At 63.5% G+C, this 17,454-nt stretch carries 12 protein-coding genes; 1 reads left to right on the plus strand and 11 read right to left on the minus strand.

What is annotated here, in order from left to right:
- Positions 1-25: 25 nt before the first annotated feature.
- Complete coding sequence (locus EUU22_RS06525) at positions 26-1,270, plus strand: L,D-transpeptidase family protein (protein WP_129331216.1); 1,245 nt, start codon at positions 26-28, stop codon at positions 1,268-1,270.
- Positions 1,271-1,300: 30 nt separating this feature from the next.
- Here EUU22_RS06525 and dnaE read toward each other — a convergent pair whose 3' ends face one another.
- The 11 genes from dnaE to nuoL form a co-directional block, all read right to left on the minus strand.
- Positions 1,301-4,789, minus strand: coding sequence for a DNA polymerase III subunit alpha (gene dnaE, locus EUU22_RS06530; RefSeq protein WP_129331491.1), 3,489 nt, complete (start codon positions 4,787-4,789; stop codon positions 1,301-1,303).
- A gap of 432 nt (positions 4,790-5,221) precedes the next feature.
- Complete coding sequence (locus EUU22_RS06535; RefSeq protein ID WP_129331217.1) at positions 5,222-5,911, minus strand: ABC transporter ATP-binding protein; 690 nt, start codon at positions 5,909-5,911, stop codon at positions 5,222-5,224.
- 14 nt (positions 5,912-5,925) lie between these two features.
- A complete protein-coding gene (locus EUU22_RS06540; RefSeq protein WP_129331218.1) occupies positions 5,926-7,233 on the minus strand; it encodes a lipoprotein-releasing ABC transporter permease subunit in 1,308 nt (435 codons plus the stop codon).
- 20 nt (positions 7,234-7,253) lie between these two features.
- Positions 7,254-8,576 (minus strand): proline--tRNA ligase, encoded by a 1,323-nt coding sequence (proS, locus tag EUU22_RS06545; RefSeq protein WP_129331219.1) that lies wholly within the window; start codon positions 8,574-8,576, stop codon positions 7,254-7,256.
- A 544-nt stretch (positions 8,577-9,120) separates the two neighbouring features.
- Entirely contained in the window at positions 9,121-9,390 is a 270-nt protein-coding gene (locus EUU22_RS06550; protein ID WP_129331220.1) for a DUF1467 family protein, read from the minus strand.
- 160 nt (positions 9,391-9,550) lie between these two features.
- Positions 9,551-9,955, minus strand: a complete 405-nt coding sequence (mce, locus tag EUU22_RS06555) for a methylmalonyl-CoA epimerase (RefSeq protein WP_129331221.1) — start codon at positions 9,953-9,955, stop codon at positions 9,551-9,553.
- Between the two features lie 73 nt (positions 9,956-10,028).
- Positions 10,029-11,696 (minus strand): ribonuclease J, encoded by a 1,668-nt coding sequence (locus EUU22_RS06560; protein ID WP_129331222.1) that lies wholly within the window; start codon positions 11,694-11,696, stop codon positions 10,029-10,031.
- 17 nt (positions 11,697-11,713) lie between these two features.
- A complete protein-coding gene (locus tag EUU22_RS06565) occupies positions 11,714-12,481 on the minus strand; it encodes a biotin--[acetyl-CoA-carboxylase] ligase (RefSeq protein ID WP_245484917.1) in 768 nt (255 codons plus the stop codon).
- Complete coding sequence (gene nuoN, locus EUU22_RS06570; protein ID WP_129331223.1) at positions 12,478-13,923, minus strand: NADH-quinone oxidoreductase subunit NuoN; 1,446 nt, start codon at positions 13,921-13,923, stop codon at positions 12,478-12,480. Before nuoN ends, EUU22_RS06565 begins: the two co-directional genes overlap by 4 nt.
- Before the next feature lie 18 nt (positions 13,924-13,941).
- Positions 13,942-15,453, minus strand: a complete 1,512-nt coding sequence (locus EUU22_RS06575) for an NADH-quinone oxidoreductase subunit M (protein ID WP_129331224.1) — start codon at positions 15,451-15,453, stop codon at positions 13,942-13,944.
- Entirely contained in the window at positions 15,453-17,447 is a 1,995-nt protein-coding gene (gene nuoL / locus EUU22_RS06580) for an NADH-quinone oxidoreductase subunit L (RefSeq protein ID WP_205687859.1), read from the minus strand. Before nuoL ends, EUU22_RS06575 begins: the two co-directional genes overlap by 1 nt.
- Between the last annotated feature and the right edge of the window lie 7 nt (positions 17,448-17,454).

Below are 17,454 nucleotides of genomic sequence, written 5' to 3' on the forward strand. Positions count from 1 at the left end.
AGTTTCGCGTTGAGGACGAAATCGCATGCTGAAGTACCTGCACGTCGTGTGTCTGCTTTCCGCGACAACGCTCGCCTCCGAGAGCTTCGCCGGGGACGGCGGCTCGCTGCAGATCTATGTTTCCAAGGCCGAACAGAGCCTGACGGTTTATGACGGCGACCAGGTGGTCGCCACATCCCATGTCTCGACCGGCAAACCCGGGCACTCGACACCGTCCGGCATATTCTCGATCCTCGAGAAGCGCCGCTATCACGAGTCCAACCTGTATTCGAACGCTCCGATGCCGTGGATGCAGCGGCTCACATGGTCCGGCGTTGCGCTCCACGAATCGAACAGTGTGCCGAGCTATCCCGCTTCCCACGGCTGCGTGCGGCTGCCCCGTGCCTTCGCCAAGGCGCTCTACCAGATGACCGAGCGCGGCGCCCACGTCATCATCACCGACGAGCCGATCGTTCCGGCACCCGTGCGCCATGCGGCGCTTTTCCAGCCGCGGCGGCCGGTCGCCGGGGGTCAATTTCTCTCAGATGCGGAACTGCGACCGTCCACCATCGAGGCGGGACGGAGACCAGTCCAGGTCGCGATGGTCGAAAAGGACGCGACGAGCCCGGTCCAGTCGTCCGAGGTCTTCGCCGACGTTCCGCCCGTGCGCATTCTCATCACAAGGCGCGGCCAGCGCGAGACCTTGATGGATGTGCAGGCGATGCTCACCGATCTCGGCTTCGACGCCGGCATTGCCGACGGCTATCTCGGCCGCCAGACTATCTCGGCGATCAACGGCTACAAGCGCTGGAAGGGGCTCGAAACCAAAGGTGAAATCCTGACGCCCGAATTTCTGGGGCGGCTTTACGCCAGCGCCGGCAAGGGCGAGCCGCCGCTCGGCCAGATCATGGTGCGGCAGCAATTCAAGCCTGTCTTCGAGGCCGCGATCGCGATCGCCGATCCGCAGAAGCCGCTCGGCACCCATTTCGTCGAGGCGACGCATGTCGACCTGCTCGCCGGCAGCGCCGAGTGGCGCGGCGTCACGCTGGAGAACAACCTCTCCAACGCGACGATGAAGCGCCTCGGCATCGAAGCACCCGCGGCCGACGAGACCGCGCCGACGCTTGCGCAGACGCTCGACCGCATCTCCATCCCGGACGCCGTGCGCCGGAAGATCGAGCCCATGCTCGGAGAAGGCAGCTCGATCACCATTTCCGATTCGGGGATCGGGCCGGAGACCGGCGACGGAACCGACTTCATCACCGTGACCCGCAAGGTGCCGCGCGGCTGACGCCGGCAATGCACCGCCGTCCGGCGCCGGTTACACCAGTTCGACGTCGACGATGCCAGGCGCCGACCGCAACGCTGCGGCGATCTCCGGCGAGATGCGGTACTTTTCCGAAAGCTCGACCTCGATCTCCCGCTGACCGTCTTCCTTGATGACGACGAAGGAGACGAGGCCGTCACCCCTGGTGTTGAGGTGGGCGGCGACCGCCTTCAGCGGGCCGGAATCGCGGACATAGACGCGTAGCGCCTTCTGCATCTGCAGCGATTTTTCCTCGAGCGACTGTGCCGTCTGGATCCTGAGCCCGATGCCTTCCGGCCGCTCTTCCGCGGCGACCGTGATCACCACGGATTTGCCGGATTCCAGGAGGTCGCGATACTGGTTCAAGCCTTCGGAGAACAGGACCGCCTCGAACTGCCCGGAGGAATCCGAAAACGTGACGATGCCCATCTTGTTGCCGGTGCGGGTCTTGCGTTCCTGGCGTCCCGTCACCGTGCCGGCGAGACGTCCGGCCGTCGCCCCCTGCTTCACCGAGGCGGAGAAGTCGGCGAAGGTCTGGACGCGCATCTTTTCGAGCAGCGACCGGTAGGTGTCGAGCGGATGGGCGGAGAGATAGAAGCCCAGCACCTGGAATTCGCGGTGCAGCTTCTCCGAGGCGAGCCACGGCGTGTATGTCGGGAAGGCGATTTTCTCCGGCCCGGTGGCGCCGCCGGCGCCGAACATGTCCGACTGGCCGCTGACGGCATTTTCCTGCGCGCGCTGCGCATAGCCGAGGACGCGGTCGAGCCCGCCGATCAGTTCGGCGCGGTCGTGACCGAAACAATCGAACGCGCCGGCACAGATCAGGCTTTCAAAGACACGGCGGTTGATCTGCTTCGGATCGATCCGCAGGCAGAAATCCTCGAGGCTCTCGAAGGGTTTGTCGCCGCGGACCTCGACGATGTGGTCGACCGCCGATTCGCCCACGCCCTTGATCGCGGCGAGCGCATAGTAGATGCAGCGGTCGCCGGTCTGGAAATGGCGGAACGAGGTCTGCACCGACGGCGGGATGACCTTGATGCCGAGACGGCCCGCATCCTGGCGGAAGTCGTTGAGCTTCTCGCTGTTGGCCATATCGTAGGTCATGGTCGCCGCGAGGAACTCGACCGGATAATGCGCCTTCATGTAGGCTGTCTGGTAGGAGACGATCGCGTAGGCCGCGGCATGCGACTTGTTGAAGCCGTAGTTGGCGAACTTGGCCAGCAGTTCGAAGATGTTCTCGGCCTGGGGCTTGGACACGCCGTTCTTCATCGCGCCGTCGACGAAGCGGGCGCTCTGCTGGTCCATCTCGGCCTTGATCTTCTTGCCCATCGCGCGGCGCAGAAGGTCGGCCTCGCCGAGCGAGTAGCCCGACAGGACCTGGGCGATCTGCATCACCTGCTCCTGGTAGACGATAACCCCTTGCGTCTCCTTCAACAGGTAGTCGATCTGCGGGTGGATGGAGGCGATTTCCTCCTCGCCATGCTTGCGGGCATTGTAGACCGGGATGTTCTCCATCGGACCGGGGCGATAAAGCGCCACCAGCGCGATGATGTCCTCGATACAGTCCGGCCGCATGCCGATCAGCGCCTTGCGCATGCCGGCACTTTCAACCTGGAACACGCCGACCGTCTCGCCGCGCGACAGCATTTCGTAGGTCGGCTTGTCGTCAAGCGGGATCGCCGAGAGGTCGACGGTAACACCGCGCTGACGAGCGACGAAATCGACAGCCGTCTTCAACACGGTCAGGGTCTTCAGACCCAGGAAGTCGAACTTGACGAGGCCGGCCTGCTCGACCCACTTCATGTTGAACTGGGTGACCGGCATGTCGGAGCGCGGATCGCGATACATCGGCACCAGTTTCGACAGCGGCCGATCGCCGATCACGATACCGGCGGCATGGGTCGAGGCGTGGCGGTAGAGGCCCTCGATCTTCTGGGCGATGTCGAGAAGACGGGCGACGACCGGCTCGGCGTCGGCCTCCTCGCGGAGCTTCGGCTCTTCCTCGATCGCCTTGGAGAGCGGCGTCGGATTCGCCGGGTTGTTCGGCACCAGCTTGCAGATCTTGTCCACCTGGCCGTAGGGCATCTCCAGCACGCGGCCGACATCGCGCAGGGCCGCACGCGCCTGCAGTGAACCGAAGGTGATGATCTGCGCCACCTGTTCGCGGCCGTACTTGCGCTGGACGTAGCGGATCACCTCTTCGCGCCGGTCCTGGCAGAAGTCGATGTCGAAGTCCGGCATCGACACGCGCTCCGGATTGAGGAAGCGTTCGAAGAGCAGCGAGAAACGCAAGGGGTCGACGTCGGTGATCGTCAGCGCATAGGCGACCAGCGAGCCCGCGCCCGAGCCGCGGCCCGGCCCGACGGGAATATCATGCTGCTTGGCCCATTTGATGAAGTCGGAAACGATCAGGAAGTAGCCGGGGAACTTCATGCGTTCGATAACGCCGAGTTCGAACTCCAACCGCTCGCGGTAGTCCTTCTCCTCATAGCCGGGGGCCATTCCGAGCGCGGCGAGCCGCCGGTCGAGCCCCTCGACCGCCTGCCGCCTCAGTTCCTCCGCCTCGGCCTTCTCCGCCTCCTCCGGATCGGCACCGACGCCGGCAAAGCGCGGCAGGATCGGCTTGCGCGTGTTGAGCACGAAGGAGCATCGCATGGCGATCTCGACGGTGTTCTCGATCGCCTCCGGCAGGTCGGCGAAGAGCGCCTGCATTTCGGCCCGGCTCTTCAGATAGTGATCGGGTGTCAGGCGGAAACGGTTGTCATCGGAAACGATCGCATTGTGAGCGACGGCCATCAGCGCATCATGCGCGTCATAGTCCTCCCGGGTGAGGAAGAAGGCTTCGTTGGTCGCGACCAGCGGCAGGTCGTACTGATAGGCGAGCTGCACCATCTTCGTCTCGTGGCGGCGGTCGTAGTCGCCGTGGCGCTGCAGCTCGACATAGAGCCGGTCGCCGAAAAGTCGCTTCAGCGTCGAAAGCCTCGCTTCGGCCTGCGCGCCGTGTCCTTCCAAAAGCGCGACGTCCACTGGCCCACCTGAAGCTCCAGTCAGGGCAATCAGCCCGTCCGTCCCGCGTTCCTCCAGCCACGACGCGGTGACATGCACCGCCTGGTGCCCCTCGCCCTCGAGGTAGGCACGGCTGACGAGATCGACGAGCCGCTCGTAGCCGGCGGCATCCGCCGCAAGCAACACGATCGCCGGGTATCTGGCAGGCGCATGGGACGACCGCTTGTCGTCCCTCGCATCCTCCATGTCGATCGACAGCTGGCAGCCGATGATCGGCTGCAGTCCGTCACCGACGGCATATTGCGAAAATTCGAGCGCGACGAAGAGATTGTTGGTGTCGGTAATGGCGATCGCCGGCTGGCCGTCGGCGGCGGCCTTGCGGAGAATCTTCTTCAGCGGCAATGCACCTTCGAGCAACGAATAGGCCGAATGCAGCCGCAAATGCACAAAGCCCGGCGACCCCGACCCGCGCCCGCCTTCGTCAACTGCTTCGCCCATATCCGTCATTACCCGCATCCGATGAATCGGCGCGATTTTCGGTCGCCCCGACGGGGAAGTCCAGCCCTGTCGGCGGGACGCGGGTCACTCTCTACAGGATAGGTGCGGGAACCTCAAATCGCAGAGACGACCACCGAGAGACCGGTGATGAACATGAGGATCGAGGCGAATGCGGCAACATCACGGAAAACATCAGTCATGGCTCACTCCTTACTCCTTATGTTTTTAGTTTGTTCTCTATTTGTTCCTTTGTCAACCCAAAAAGGGTCATATGGTTCGATCAACGACGCGAATGCGCGGGAACATAGGGGAAACGCGGTCGACGGCGCGACCGGCAAGGGCTCTCGCCCCGCGAAGACAGAAGAGCTGGAATGTTGACGGCAGCCAAAGCCCGCACCGCGGCGATGGTCGTCGCGAGGGCCGCGACGTCTCTCAGACCACGTAGTCGACGATCTTGCCGTCGACGATGGTCACGCAGCGGTCCATGCGCTGGGCCAGTTCGTGATTGTGGGTGGCAATCAGCGCCGCGAGCCCCGACTGGCGGACCAGCGCGCGCAGGGCGGAGAAGACGTAGGACGCCGTCTCCGGGTCGAGGTTGCCGGTCGGCTCGTCAGCGAGCAGCACGAGCGGTGCATTGGCCACGGCGCGGGCAATCGCCACCCGCTGCTGTTCGCCGCCCGAGAGTTCCGCCGGCCGGTGGTCGGCGCGGTGGCCGATCCGCATGTAGTCGAGAAGCTGTGCGGCCCGCTCCTTGGCCTCGGCCATGGACAGCCCGGCGATGAGCTGCGGCATCATGATGTTTTCGAGGGCGGAGAATTCCGGCAGCAGGTGGTGGAACTGGTAGACGAAGCCGATCGAGCGCCGCCGCACCGCCGTGCGACGATCCTCCGACAGCGCCGAACAGGCCTCGCCGCCGACAACGACCTCGCCCGCATCCGGATGTTCCAGCAGACCCGCGACATGCAGAAGCGTCGACTTGCCCGTGCCCGACGGCGCGACGAGTGCCACGGTTTCTCCGGCCGAGAGGCTGAAATCGGCGCCTTTCAGGATCGTCAGCAGCGTGTCGCCCTGCCCGTAATTGCGATCGATCCCGGTGAGCGCGAGGACTTTTTCGGTGGCCATGGAAAGCGGCATCCTTATTCGTATCGGAGGGCTTGCACGGGGTCGAGCCGCGAAGCGCGCCAGGCGGGGAAGAGCGTCGCCAGGAAGGAAAGCGTCAGGGCCATAACGACGACCGACATCGTCTCGCCGACGTTCATATCGGCCGGAAGCTGGCTCAGGAAGTAGAGTTCAGGATCGAAGAGCACCGTGCCGCTGACCCAGGAGAAGAAGCCGCGGATCGATTCGATGTTGAGACAGACGACGACGCCCAGCGCCACCCCGGCGAAGGTGCCGGTGACACCAATCGCGGCACCCGTCATGAAGAAGATGCGCATGATCGAGCCGGCGGTCGCCCCCATGGTGCGCAGGATCGCGATGTCGCTTCCCTTGTCCTTCACCAGCATGATGAGACCCGAGATGATGTTGAGCGCGGCGACGAGCACGATCAGCGTCAGGATCATGAACATGACGTTGCGCTCGACCTGAAGGGCCGAGAAGAAGGTCTGGTTGCGCTGGCGCCAGTCGGTGATGAAGATCTGTCGCCCGGCCGCCTCCTCGACCTTGGGCCGCAGCTCGTCGACCATGTCGGGATCGGCGACGAAGAGCTCGATCGACTGGACGATGCCTTCGGCATTGAAATAGAGCTGTGCCTCCTCGAGCGGCATATAGATGATCGAGGCGTCGTATTCCGACATGCCGATCTCGAAGATGCCGGAGACGGTATAGGACTTCACCCGCGGATTGACGCCGAGCGGCGTGACGTCGCCTTCCGGCGAGACGAGCGTGATCGTATCGCCGGCGGTGAGCCCGAGTTCGTTCGCCATGCGCGAGCCGATCAGGACGCCCTGCCCCGCCGCAAAGCCGACCATGTCGCCGGCACGGATGTTGTTCGAGACCGTCTTGAGCTTGGTGAGGTCGTCGGCGCGGATGCCGCGCACCAGCGCACCGGTTCCCGCCCCGCCACGGCCGGAGGCCAGCGTCTGCCCCTCGACGAGCGGCAGCGCCATCGTCACCCCGGCGATGCCGGAGAACTTGTCGGCAAGCTCCGCATAGTTGTCGAGCGGTCCATCGACGGGCTGCACGATCATGTGGCCGTTGATGCCGAGGATGCGCGAGATGAGTTCGGTGCGGAAGCCGTTCATCACCGCCATGACGATGATGAGCGTCGCGACGCCGAGCATGATGCCGACGAAGGAGAAGCCGGCGATCACCGAAATGAAGGCTTCCTTCCGCCGGGCGCGCAGGTAGCGCCAGGCGACGATGCGTTCGAAGGCCGAGAATGGCCGTGCCGACGGGCTCGGGGTGACCTTGTCCGCCTCGCGGCCTTCGACTGCGCTTGTCATCTCGCCTCCTCGACCGGCAATCAGCCGACCAGCTTGTTGATGGCTGCCTCGACCGTCATCGTTTCACGCGCACCGGTCTTGCGGTCCTTGAGCTCGACCTCGCCGTTGGCGACCGAGCGCGGACCGGCGATGACCTGCACGGGAACGCCGATGAGGTCCGCGGTGGCGAACTTGGTGCCGGCGCGGTCGTCGGTGTCATCGAGCAGCACGTCCTTGCCGGCGTTCGAAAGCGCGGCATAGATCGCGTCGCAGGTGGCGTCGCAGGCCGTGTCGCCGGCCTTCATGTTGATCACGACCGCATCGAAGGGCGCGACCGAGGCCGGCCAGATGATGCCGGTGTCGTCGTGCGAGGCTTCGATGATTGCCGGGACGAGGCGCGTCGGGCCGATGCCGTAAGATCCCATGTGAACCGTGTGCTCCTTGCCGTCGGGGCCTTGAACCTTCGCCCCCATCGGCTCGGAATACTTGGTGCCGAAGTAGAAAATATGGCCGACCTCGATGCCGCGGGCCGAAAGGCGCTCGCCTTCCGGAACGGCGGCGAAGGCCGCCTCGTCATGCATCTCGGAGGTCGCGGCGTAGAGCGAGGTCCACTTGTCGAAGATCGCCTGCAGGCCCCGGACATCGTCAAAGTCAGTGTCGACGCCGGGAATGTCGAAGTCGACGAAATCCTTATGGCAGAAGACTTCCGACTCGCCGGTCTCGGCGAGAATGATGAATTCGTGGCTGTGATTGCCGCCGATCGGGCCGGTATCGGCGCGCATCGGGATCGCGCGGAGCCCGAGCCGGTCGAAGGTACGCAGATAGGCCGCAAACATCTTGTTGTAGGAATGCACCGCCGCTTCCATGGTGAGGTCGAAGGAATAGGCGTCCTTCATCATGAATTCGCGCGAGCGCATGGTGCCGAAGCGCGGACGGATCTCGTCGCGGAACTTGAGCTGGATGTGATAAAGGTTCAGCGGCAGGTCCTTGTAGGACTTGACGTAGGAGCGGAAGATGTCGGTGACCATCTCCTCGTTCGTCGGACCGTAAAGCATCGGCCGGTCCTGCCGGTCCTTGATGCGCAGCATCTCCTTGCCGTAGTCGTCATAACGACCGCTCTCCTGCCAGAGCTCCGCCGACTGCAGCGTCGGCATCAGGATCTCGATGGCGCCGGCGCGGTTCTGCTCCTCGCGGATGATCTTGTTGACCTTGTCGAGCACGCGCTTGCCCAGCGGCAGCCAGGAATAGATCCCCTGGCTCTGCTGGCGCACCATACCGGCGCGCAGCATCAGGCGGTGCGAGACGATCTCCGCTTCCTTGGGATTTTCCTTGAGGATGGGCATGAAGTAGCGTGACAGACGCATAACGAATTCCAGACAGGTAATGGCGCCCGCGCATTTTCGCGGAATCAGCCGTGGCAACGGTTGGTGTGGCTGCGTTCATAGCTGTTTCCGCAGGGGAAGAAAACCCGCAACCCGCCTGCCGCCCGACGTGCCCGCCGGCCGGCGCCCTCGCCCCTCACATTGCCCGCCCGCGGGGCCTGCGCCGGTCGTCGGCAGCCCGATTTCGGCACCTCGGCCTGCGACATTTGGGCATCATCGAATTTTTTCGCGGACTGTAGCAAAAATACAAAAATTGGACGTGACAACGTTCAAACTTTGGGCTAGCGTGAGCCCACAAAACAGGCAAGGAGCTTAAATTCTTGCCGTACTCGCGGTTAAATCTTGGGAGGATCAGATCTTTGGCGCGCTCGTTCGCTGCCCCGTAACAGGTTAAGGATCACGCGATACTTTCAAACAAGGTCACACGACCTTGTTTTTTTTTGCTTTCTGGACACCCATAACGAGTCGGAAGACGCGCGAGCGGCGCCTCCCGAGCTGTCAAGTTCACCTTGAGACCGCAAACGCCTCAATCGAAGCGCGGCATGATCTGCGGCAGGCTGTCGATGCTGATTCCGAAATAGGTCGAGACGACGAACCATCCCCCGTAGATGACGGCAGAGATGATCGTCGTCAGGAGAACGACGCGGGCACCGCGGAACCGGGCCGGCGCGCTCCCGACGCTGCCGGGCACGACGTCCTTCTCCTCGTCCTGCGTCCTCATCCCGATCGGCAGAACGGCGAACAGCGTGATCCACCAGATGATGAAGTAGACGGCGAAGGCTGAGACGAACGTCATGTCGAGAACTCCGGGACACCCTACCCGGGCGTCGTCATTTTTTCGAGCCGCGGCACGCCGCGTCGGCACCTTATAGCCGAACGGACGGCGGGCACAAACCCCGGAGCCAATGATCGGTGAGATCGCTGCACGCGGCCGGAACGGTCCGTTGGCAGGAAGCTCAGAGCTGTTCGAGCTCGATCAGCGTCCCGTTGAAATCCTTGGGGTGAAGAAAGAGTACCGGCTTGCCGTGTGCGCCGGTCTTCGGCTCGCCGTTGCCGAGCACACGCGCACCGCTTTCCGTCAGCCGGTCGCGAGCGGCGAGAATGTCGTCCACTTCGTAGCAGATGTGGTGCATGCCGCCGGAGGGGTTCTTTGCGAGGAAGGCCGCGATCGGCGAGTCGGCGCCAAGCGGCTCGAGCAACTCGATCTTGGTGTTCGGCAGTTCCACGAAAACGACGGTGACGCCGTGTTCCGGCAGGGACTGCGGTGCAGAGACGGTGGCGCCCAGCGTGTCGCGGTAGGACGCCGTCGCGGCCTCGAGATCCGGCACGGCGATGGCGACATGATTGACCCGTCCAAGCATGGAATACTCCCTTCGAACGAAACAGAGATTGCGAACGCGGCGGACCCTATACCGGCAACCGCTCGTCCGTCACTCAGACTTTCGTCACGAAAACGGTCACCACCGGCTTCTTGCCCCAGGCCTCGTTGGCTGCGGCACGAACGGCGCGACGGATGCTCTCGCGCACGACATCGAGATCCTTGCGCCGCACCCGCGGAATGCTCTCGACCGCGCCGAGGATGGCGTCATAGAGGGTGTCTTCCATGTCCTCCCCTTCCTCGTCCACTTCGGGCAACCCGTAGGCGACGACGTCCGGATCGCCGAGAAAGTCGTAACGGCTGTCGAGCAGCACGTTGACGGACACATGACCGACATAGGAGATCTTGCGGCGTTCGTCGATCCCCATCTCCTCGAAGTCGCCGACGAGCTTGCCGTCCTTGTAGACGCGGCCGAACGGCGCCTGGTCGACGACTTCAGCCGGGCCGGGCGCCAGGCGCAGGATGTCGCCGTTGCGCACCTTCGGAACAGTCTTGACGCCGGCCTGCAGCGCGAGTTCGGCTTGCGCCGTCAGATGCGCGGCCTCGCCATGCACCGGCACGACCATCTGCGGCCGGGTCCACTCGTACATCTGCAGCAGCTCGTTACGCCGCGGATGGCCGGAGACATGGACCAGCGCCTCGCTGTCGGTGACGATGTGGAGGCCCTGGTCGACCAGGCCATTCTTGATGTCCTGGATCGCCTTCTCGTTGCCCGGGATGGTCCGCGAGGAGAAGACGATCGTATCGCCGGCGGCGAAGGCGACGTTGCGCATTTCGTCACGGGCGATCCTTGCAAGCGCCGCCCGCGGCTCGCCCTGACTGCCGGTCAGGATGACCACCACCTTGTCACGCGGAATATAGCCGAACTCGTCTTCGGCAATGAAGGGCTTCACACCCTCCATGAGCCCGATATCGGCGGCGACGGCGACAACGCGCTTCAGCGAACTGCCGAGCAGGAGAACCTCGCGGCCAGCCGCTTCCGCAGCCTGCGCGATCGAGCGGATGCGCCCGACATTCGACGAGAAAGTGGTGATCGCGACACGGCCTTCCGCCGTCTCGATGATCTGACGCAGACCGTCGGAAACCTGCTGCTCGGACGGAGACACACCGTCACGCATGGCGTTGGTGCTGTCGCACATCAGAGCCAGCACGCCCTCGTCACCGAGCTCGCGGAAACGCGTCTCGTCGGTCAGCGGCCCGAGCGACGGCGCATGGTCGATCTTCCAGTCGCCCGTGTGGATCACGTTGCCGAGCGGCGTGCGGATCACCAGCGACATCGGTTCGGGAATGGAGTGGTTGACGCCGACCGCCTCGATGCTGAACGGGCCGACATTGATGCGGTCGCCGGCCTTGAACGGCGTCACCGGAATGTCCGCGCGTCCGCCTTCGTAGTCGCGCTTGGCTTCCAGCATGCCGGCGGTGAAGGCCGAGGCATAGACGGGAACGTTGAGGCCCGGCCAGACGTCGTTCAGGCCGCCGTAATGGTCCTCATGGGCATGGGTGATGATGATGGCCTTGAGATTGCGCTTCTGCGCCTCGATGAAGCGTATGTCAGGAAGCACGAGGTCGACGCCCGGCAGGTCCGGCCCGGGGAAGGTCACCCCGCAGTCGACCATGATCCATTGGCGGTTCGACGGCGTTCCATAGCCGTATAGTGCGAGGTTCATGCCGATCTCGCCGACGCCGCCGAGCGGCAGGAACACCAGTTCTTCTTGCTTTGCCATTCTTCCCTTGTACCAGTTCAACCAAAGAACACGTCACCGGCCGTGATCGCCATCTGCCCTTCCGGGCCGCGATCGAGCAGGAGATAGCCTTTATCATCAATTCCTGCAAAGTAACCGGAAATCGACCGGTCCGGCAGGTTCACGGTGATTTTTTCGCCGATCCCGCAGGCGTGCCGGCGCCAGCGTTCGACGACCGCCGCCGTTCCCCGTCCCGCATCCCAGAGGTTCAGCACCTCGGCCATGGACGAGAACAATCGCGCGAAGAGTTCTTCCGGGGACACCGCCACCCCGTGCTCGACAAGCGAGGTGACGGGATAGGCCGTGCCCTCCGGTTTCCGGACGATGTTGATGCCGATCCCGATCGCGATCGCATGGCGCCCGTCGGGCAGCGCCTCCCCTTCCAGCAGGATACCGCAGGTCTTCGCCCGGCCGATCAGGATGTCGTTCGGCCACTTGATTTCGAGCGGCGGCGCATCCGCCGGCAGCACGGCACGGATCGCATCATGCACGGCAAGGGCGACGGCAAGCGGCAGCGACGAGATATGCTCCATCGGTGCCGCATCGACGAGAAGCAGCGAGGCGTAGAGGTTACCGGGTTCGGAGACCCATGTCCGGCCGCGGCGCCCGCGCCCGCCCGTCTGGCTTTCGGCCGTCAGCCACAGAAAACCGGAATCGCCCGCGCGAGCGCGGGCGAGACATTCACTGTTGGTGGAGGCGAGGACGCGATGCGCCTCGTGCCGGAAGTCGTCGACCGACAGCCGGCGGCACGTGCCGCGCCCGCTCAATAGAAGAGGGTCTTGGCTGCGGCCTCGGCCATGACGTCGAGCGGACCGCCGACCAGCAGATAGCCGACGACGAAGAGGCCAGACAGACCGAAGACCAGGCGAAGCTCGCCAGCGATGCGGGTGAACTCGACCTTCGCATCATCGAACCACATGACCTTCACGACGCGCAGATAGTAGTAGGCACCGACCACCGAGGAGAGCACGCCGATGATGGCGAGACCGTAGAGCTGCGCCTCGACCGCGGCAACGAAGACGAAGTACTTCGCGAAGAAGCCGGCGAGCGGCGGGATGCCGGCGAGCGAGAACATCAGCGCACTCAGCACCACGGCCATGAACGGCTTGGTGGTGGAAAGGCCGGCGAGATCGTCGACGTTCTCGACATTGCCGCCTTCCTTGACGCGCATCGCCATGATGCAGGCGAAGGTGCCGAGCGTGGTGATCAGGTAGATCGTCAGGTAGATGATGACGCCTGTGATACCCGTCTTCGAACCGGCGGCAAGGCCGACGAGCGCATAGCCCATGTGACCGATAGAGGAATAGGCCATCAGTCGCTTGATGTTGCGCTGGCCGATCGCGGCGAACGAACCGAGCAGCATCGAGGCGAGCGAGATGAAGACGACGACCTGCTGCCATTCGACGAAGATCGGCTGGAAGGCGCCGATGACGAGGCGGACGAAGATCGCCATCGCGCCGATCTTCGGGGCGGCGGCGAGGAAGGCGGTGACCGGCGTCGGCGCGCCTTCGTAGACGTCCGGCGTCCACATGTGGAACGGAACGGCGGAAATCTTGAACGCGAGGCCGGCGAGGATGAAGACGAGGCCGAAGATCAGGCCGAGCTGCGGCTTGCCAGCCATCAGCACCTTCGCGATTTCGTCGAAGCCGGTGTTGCCGGTGAAACCATAGACGAGCGACATGCCGTAGAGCAGCATGCCGGACGAGAGCGCGCCGAGGACGAAATACTTCAGGCCGGCTTCCGTGGAACGCAGGCTGTCACGGTTGATCGCCGCGACGACGTAGAGCGCCAGCGACTGCAGTTCCAGCGACAGGTAGAGCGAGATGAGGTCGTTCGCCGAGATCATCAGCATGATGCCGAGCGTCGCCAGCACCAGAAGGACCGGGAATTCGAAACGGTCGAGATGGTCGAAGCGGGCGTGGCCGACCGCCATGATCATCGCCGTCACCGAACCGATCAGCGCGAGAACCTTCATGAAGCGGGCATAGCCGTCGGCGAGATAGGCACCGCCGAAGGCGGAACCCTCGGCCGGCACCAGCACCATCCACAGGCCCGAGGCGATCAGCAGCGCCACGGCAAGTCCGGTCACCGTCGGCGTGGACTTGTCGCCGGAGAATACGCCAACCATCAGCAGCACCAGGGCACCGACCGCGAGGATCAGTTCCGGTGTGACGAGATGCAGGCTTGCAACGAGTGTTTCAGCGTTCATGTCCAAAGGGTCCTGTCGTCAATTCACCGTGAGCGCAACGTCCTGCGCCGCCTGCAATGCTGCCGAGTAGTTGTTCACCAGAAGCTCGACCGAGGCGGCCGTGGCATCGAAGATCGGAGCCGGGTAGACACCGAAGAAGATGGTGAGCGCAATCAGCGGATAGAGAATGAGCTTCTCGCGGAGCGAGAGGTCGAGCATGGCCTTCAGGCTCTCCTTCTCGAGTGCGCCGAACACGACCCGGCGATAGAGCCAGAGCGCGTAAGCGGCCGAGAGGATGACGCCGGTCGCGGCGAAGAGCGCAACCCAGGTGTTGGCGCGGAAGACGCCGATCAGGGTCAGGAACTCGCCGATGAAGCCGGAGGTGCCCGGAAGGCCGACATTCGCCATGGTGAAGACCATGAAGGCGACGGCGTATTTCGGCATGTTGTTCACCAGCCCGCCATAGGCCGCGATGTCGCGGGTATGCAGGCGATCGTAGATCACGCCGACGCAGAAGAAGAGTGCGGCCGACACGAAGCCGTGGCTGAGCATCTGGAAGATCGCACCCTGCACGCCCTGCATGTTGGCGGCAAACGTACCCATGGTGACATAGCCCATGTGCGCGATCGACGAATAGGCGATCAGCTTCTTCATGTCCTCCTGCATCATCGCCACCAGCGAGGTGTAGATGATCGCGATCACCGACATGGTGTAGACGAGCGGCGCGAAATAGTCGGACGCCAGCGGGAACATCGGCAGCGAGAAGCGCAGAAGACCGTAGCCGCCAAGCTTCAGCAGGATTCCCGCCAGGATCATCGAGCCGGCCGTCGGGGCCTGCACGTGCGCATCCGGCAGCCAGGTGTGGACCGGCCACATCGGCATCTTCACCGCGAAGGAGGCGAAAAAGGCGAGCCAGAGCCACGTCTGCATCTGCGCCGGGAACTTGTGGGCGAGAAGCTGCGTGATGTCGGTCGTGCCGGCATCCCAGTACATCGCCATGATGGCGATCAGCATCAGCACCGAGCCCGCAAGCGTATAGAGGAAGAACTTGTAGGATGCGTAGACGCGATCCTTGCCGCCCCAGACGCCGATGATGATGAACATCGGGATCAGGCCTGCCTCGAAGTAGACGTAGAACAGCACGATGTCGAGCGCCACGAACACCCCGATCATCAGGGTTTCGAGGAGCAGGAAGGCGATCATGTAGTCCTTAAGGCGCTTCTCGATCGAGACCCAGCTCGCGAGGATGCAGAAGGGCATGAGCAGCGTCGTCAGAATGACGAACAGCATCGAGATGCCGTCGACACCGACGTGGTACGAGATGCCGGTTCCGAGCCAGGCGTGCTTTTCCACCATCTGGAAGCCGGGGTTCGAATTGTCGAAGCCGATCCAGATGAAGAGCGAGACAACGAAGGTGAAGACCGTCGTCAGCAGCGCCACGTTGCGGATATTGCGGCGGCCGAGGGCGGTATCCTCCCGGGTCAGCAGGAGAAGCGCCACGCCGACCAGCGGCAGGAAGGTGACCGTTGAAAGAATGGGCCAATCGGTCATCAGAAGGAACTCCCGAGCATCATCCAGGTAATGAGGGCCGCAACGCCGATCAGCATCGCGAAGGCATAGTGGTAGAGGTAGCCCGACTGCAGGCGGACGACCTTCTGGGTCGCGTCGACGACGGCCGCGGCGACGCCGTTCGGGCCGTAGGTGTCGATGACGCCGACGTCACCCTTCTTCCACAGGAAGCGGCCGAGGGCCTTGGCCGAGCGGACGAAGAGCAGATCGTAGAGCTCATCGAAGTACCACTTGTTGAGCAGGAACTGGTAGAGCACGCGGTGCTGCTCGGCCAGGACCTTCGGGGTCGAGGGCGACTTGATGTACATGTACCAGGCGGTAACGAAGCCGGTCAGCATGGCGACGAAGGGGCTCCACTTCACCCAGGTCGGAACGCCGTGGAACTGTTCGAGGATCTCGTTCTCCGGCAGGGTGAAGAGCGCGCCCTTCCAGAACTCGCCGTATTCGTGGCCGAAGAAATGACCCTCGAAGGCAACGCCGGCGAAGACCGCACCGAGCGCCAGCAGCGCGAGCGGCGCCAGCATCACCATCGGCGATTCATGCACATGATGCATGACGTCGGCAGACGCCCGTGGCTTGCCGAAGAAGGTAAGGAAAGCGAGACGCCAGGAATAGAAGCTGGTGAACAGCGCCGCGATGACGAGCAGCGTGAAGGCGAAGCCGGAGACCGCCGAATGCGAGGCATAGGCCGACTCGATGATGACGTCCTTCGAGAAGAAGCCGGCGAAACCAAACATCGTTCCCGGGATGCCGACACCGGTCAGCGCCAGCGTGCCAATGGTCATCGCCCAGAAGGTGAGCGGAATGTGCTTCCTGAGGCCACCCATGTAGCGCATGTCCTGCTCGCCGTCGACGGCATGGATGACCGAGCCGGCGCCGAGGAAGAGCAGTGCCTTGAAGAAGGCGTGCGTGAACAGGTGGAAGATCGCCGCGCCGTAGGCTCCGACGCCGAGGGCTACGAACATGTAGCCGAGCTGCGAACAGGTCGAATAGGCGATAACGCGCTTGATGTCGTTCTGCACGAGACCGACGGTCGCCGCAAAGAAAGCGGTGATCGCGCCAATCAGCGTGACGAAGGTCAGCGCGTCCGGCGAGAGTTCGAAGAGCGGCGACATGCGGGCGACGAGGAAGACGCCGGCGGTCACCATGGTGGCGGCATGGATGAGCGCCGAAACCGGGGTCGGGCCTTCCATCGCGTCCGGCAGCCAGGTGTGCAGCAGGAACTGCGCCGACTTGCCCATCGCGCCCATGAAGAGCAGCAGACAGACGGCGGTCATCGCATTTGCCTTGTCGAGGCTCATGCCGAAGAGGTTGATGACGGCTTCGCCGCCTTCCGCACCCTCGGCCGGCAGATAGCTCTGCGCAGCGGCGAAGATGGTCTCGAAGTTGATCGAGCCGAACAGCACGAAGATGCCGGCAATGCCGAGGATGAAGCCGAAGTCACCGACGCGGTTGACGATGAAGGCCTTCATCGCTGCGGCGCAGGCCGACGGCTTCTTGAACCAGAAGCCGATGAGCAGGTACGAGGCGAGACCGACGCCTTCCCAGCCGAAGAACATCTGCAAGAGGTTGTCGGAGGTCACCAGCATCAGCATGGCGAAGGTGAACAGCGACAGATAGGAGAAGAAGCGCGGCCGGTCCGGATCGTGGTGCATGTAGCCGATCGAGTAGATGTGGACCAGCGTCGAGACGCTGTTGACGACGACCAGCATGACGGCGGTCAGCGTGTCGATCCGCAGCGACCATTCGACGTCGATGCCGCCGGACTGGATCCAGCGCAGCACCGAGACCTTGATGACCTCGTGCCCCTCGCCGAAGCCGACGTTGACGAAGACGATCCACGATAGAACCGCCGTGACGATCATCAGGCCGCTGGTGATGTATTCGGAAGCCTTGGCGCCGATCTGGCGACCGAGCAGGCCGGCGATCAGCGCGCCGATCAGCGGAAGAAAGACGATAGCCTTATACAAAATCATAGCTTTA

This window comes from Ciceribacter ferrooxidans (assembly GCF_004137355.1).
GTDB lineage: Bacteria > Pseudomonadota > Alphaproteobacteria > Rhizobiales > Rhizobiaceae > Allorhizobium > Allorhizobium ferrooxidans.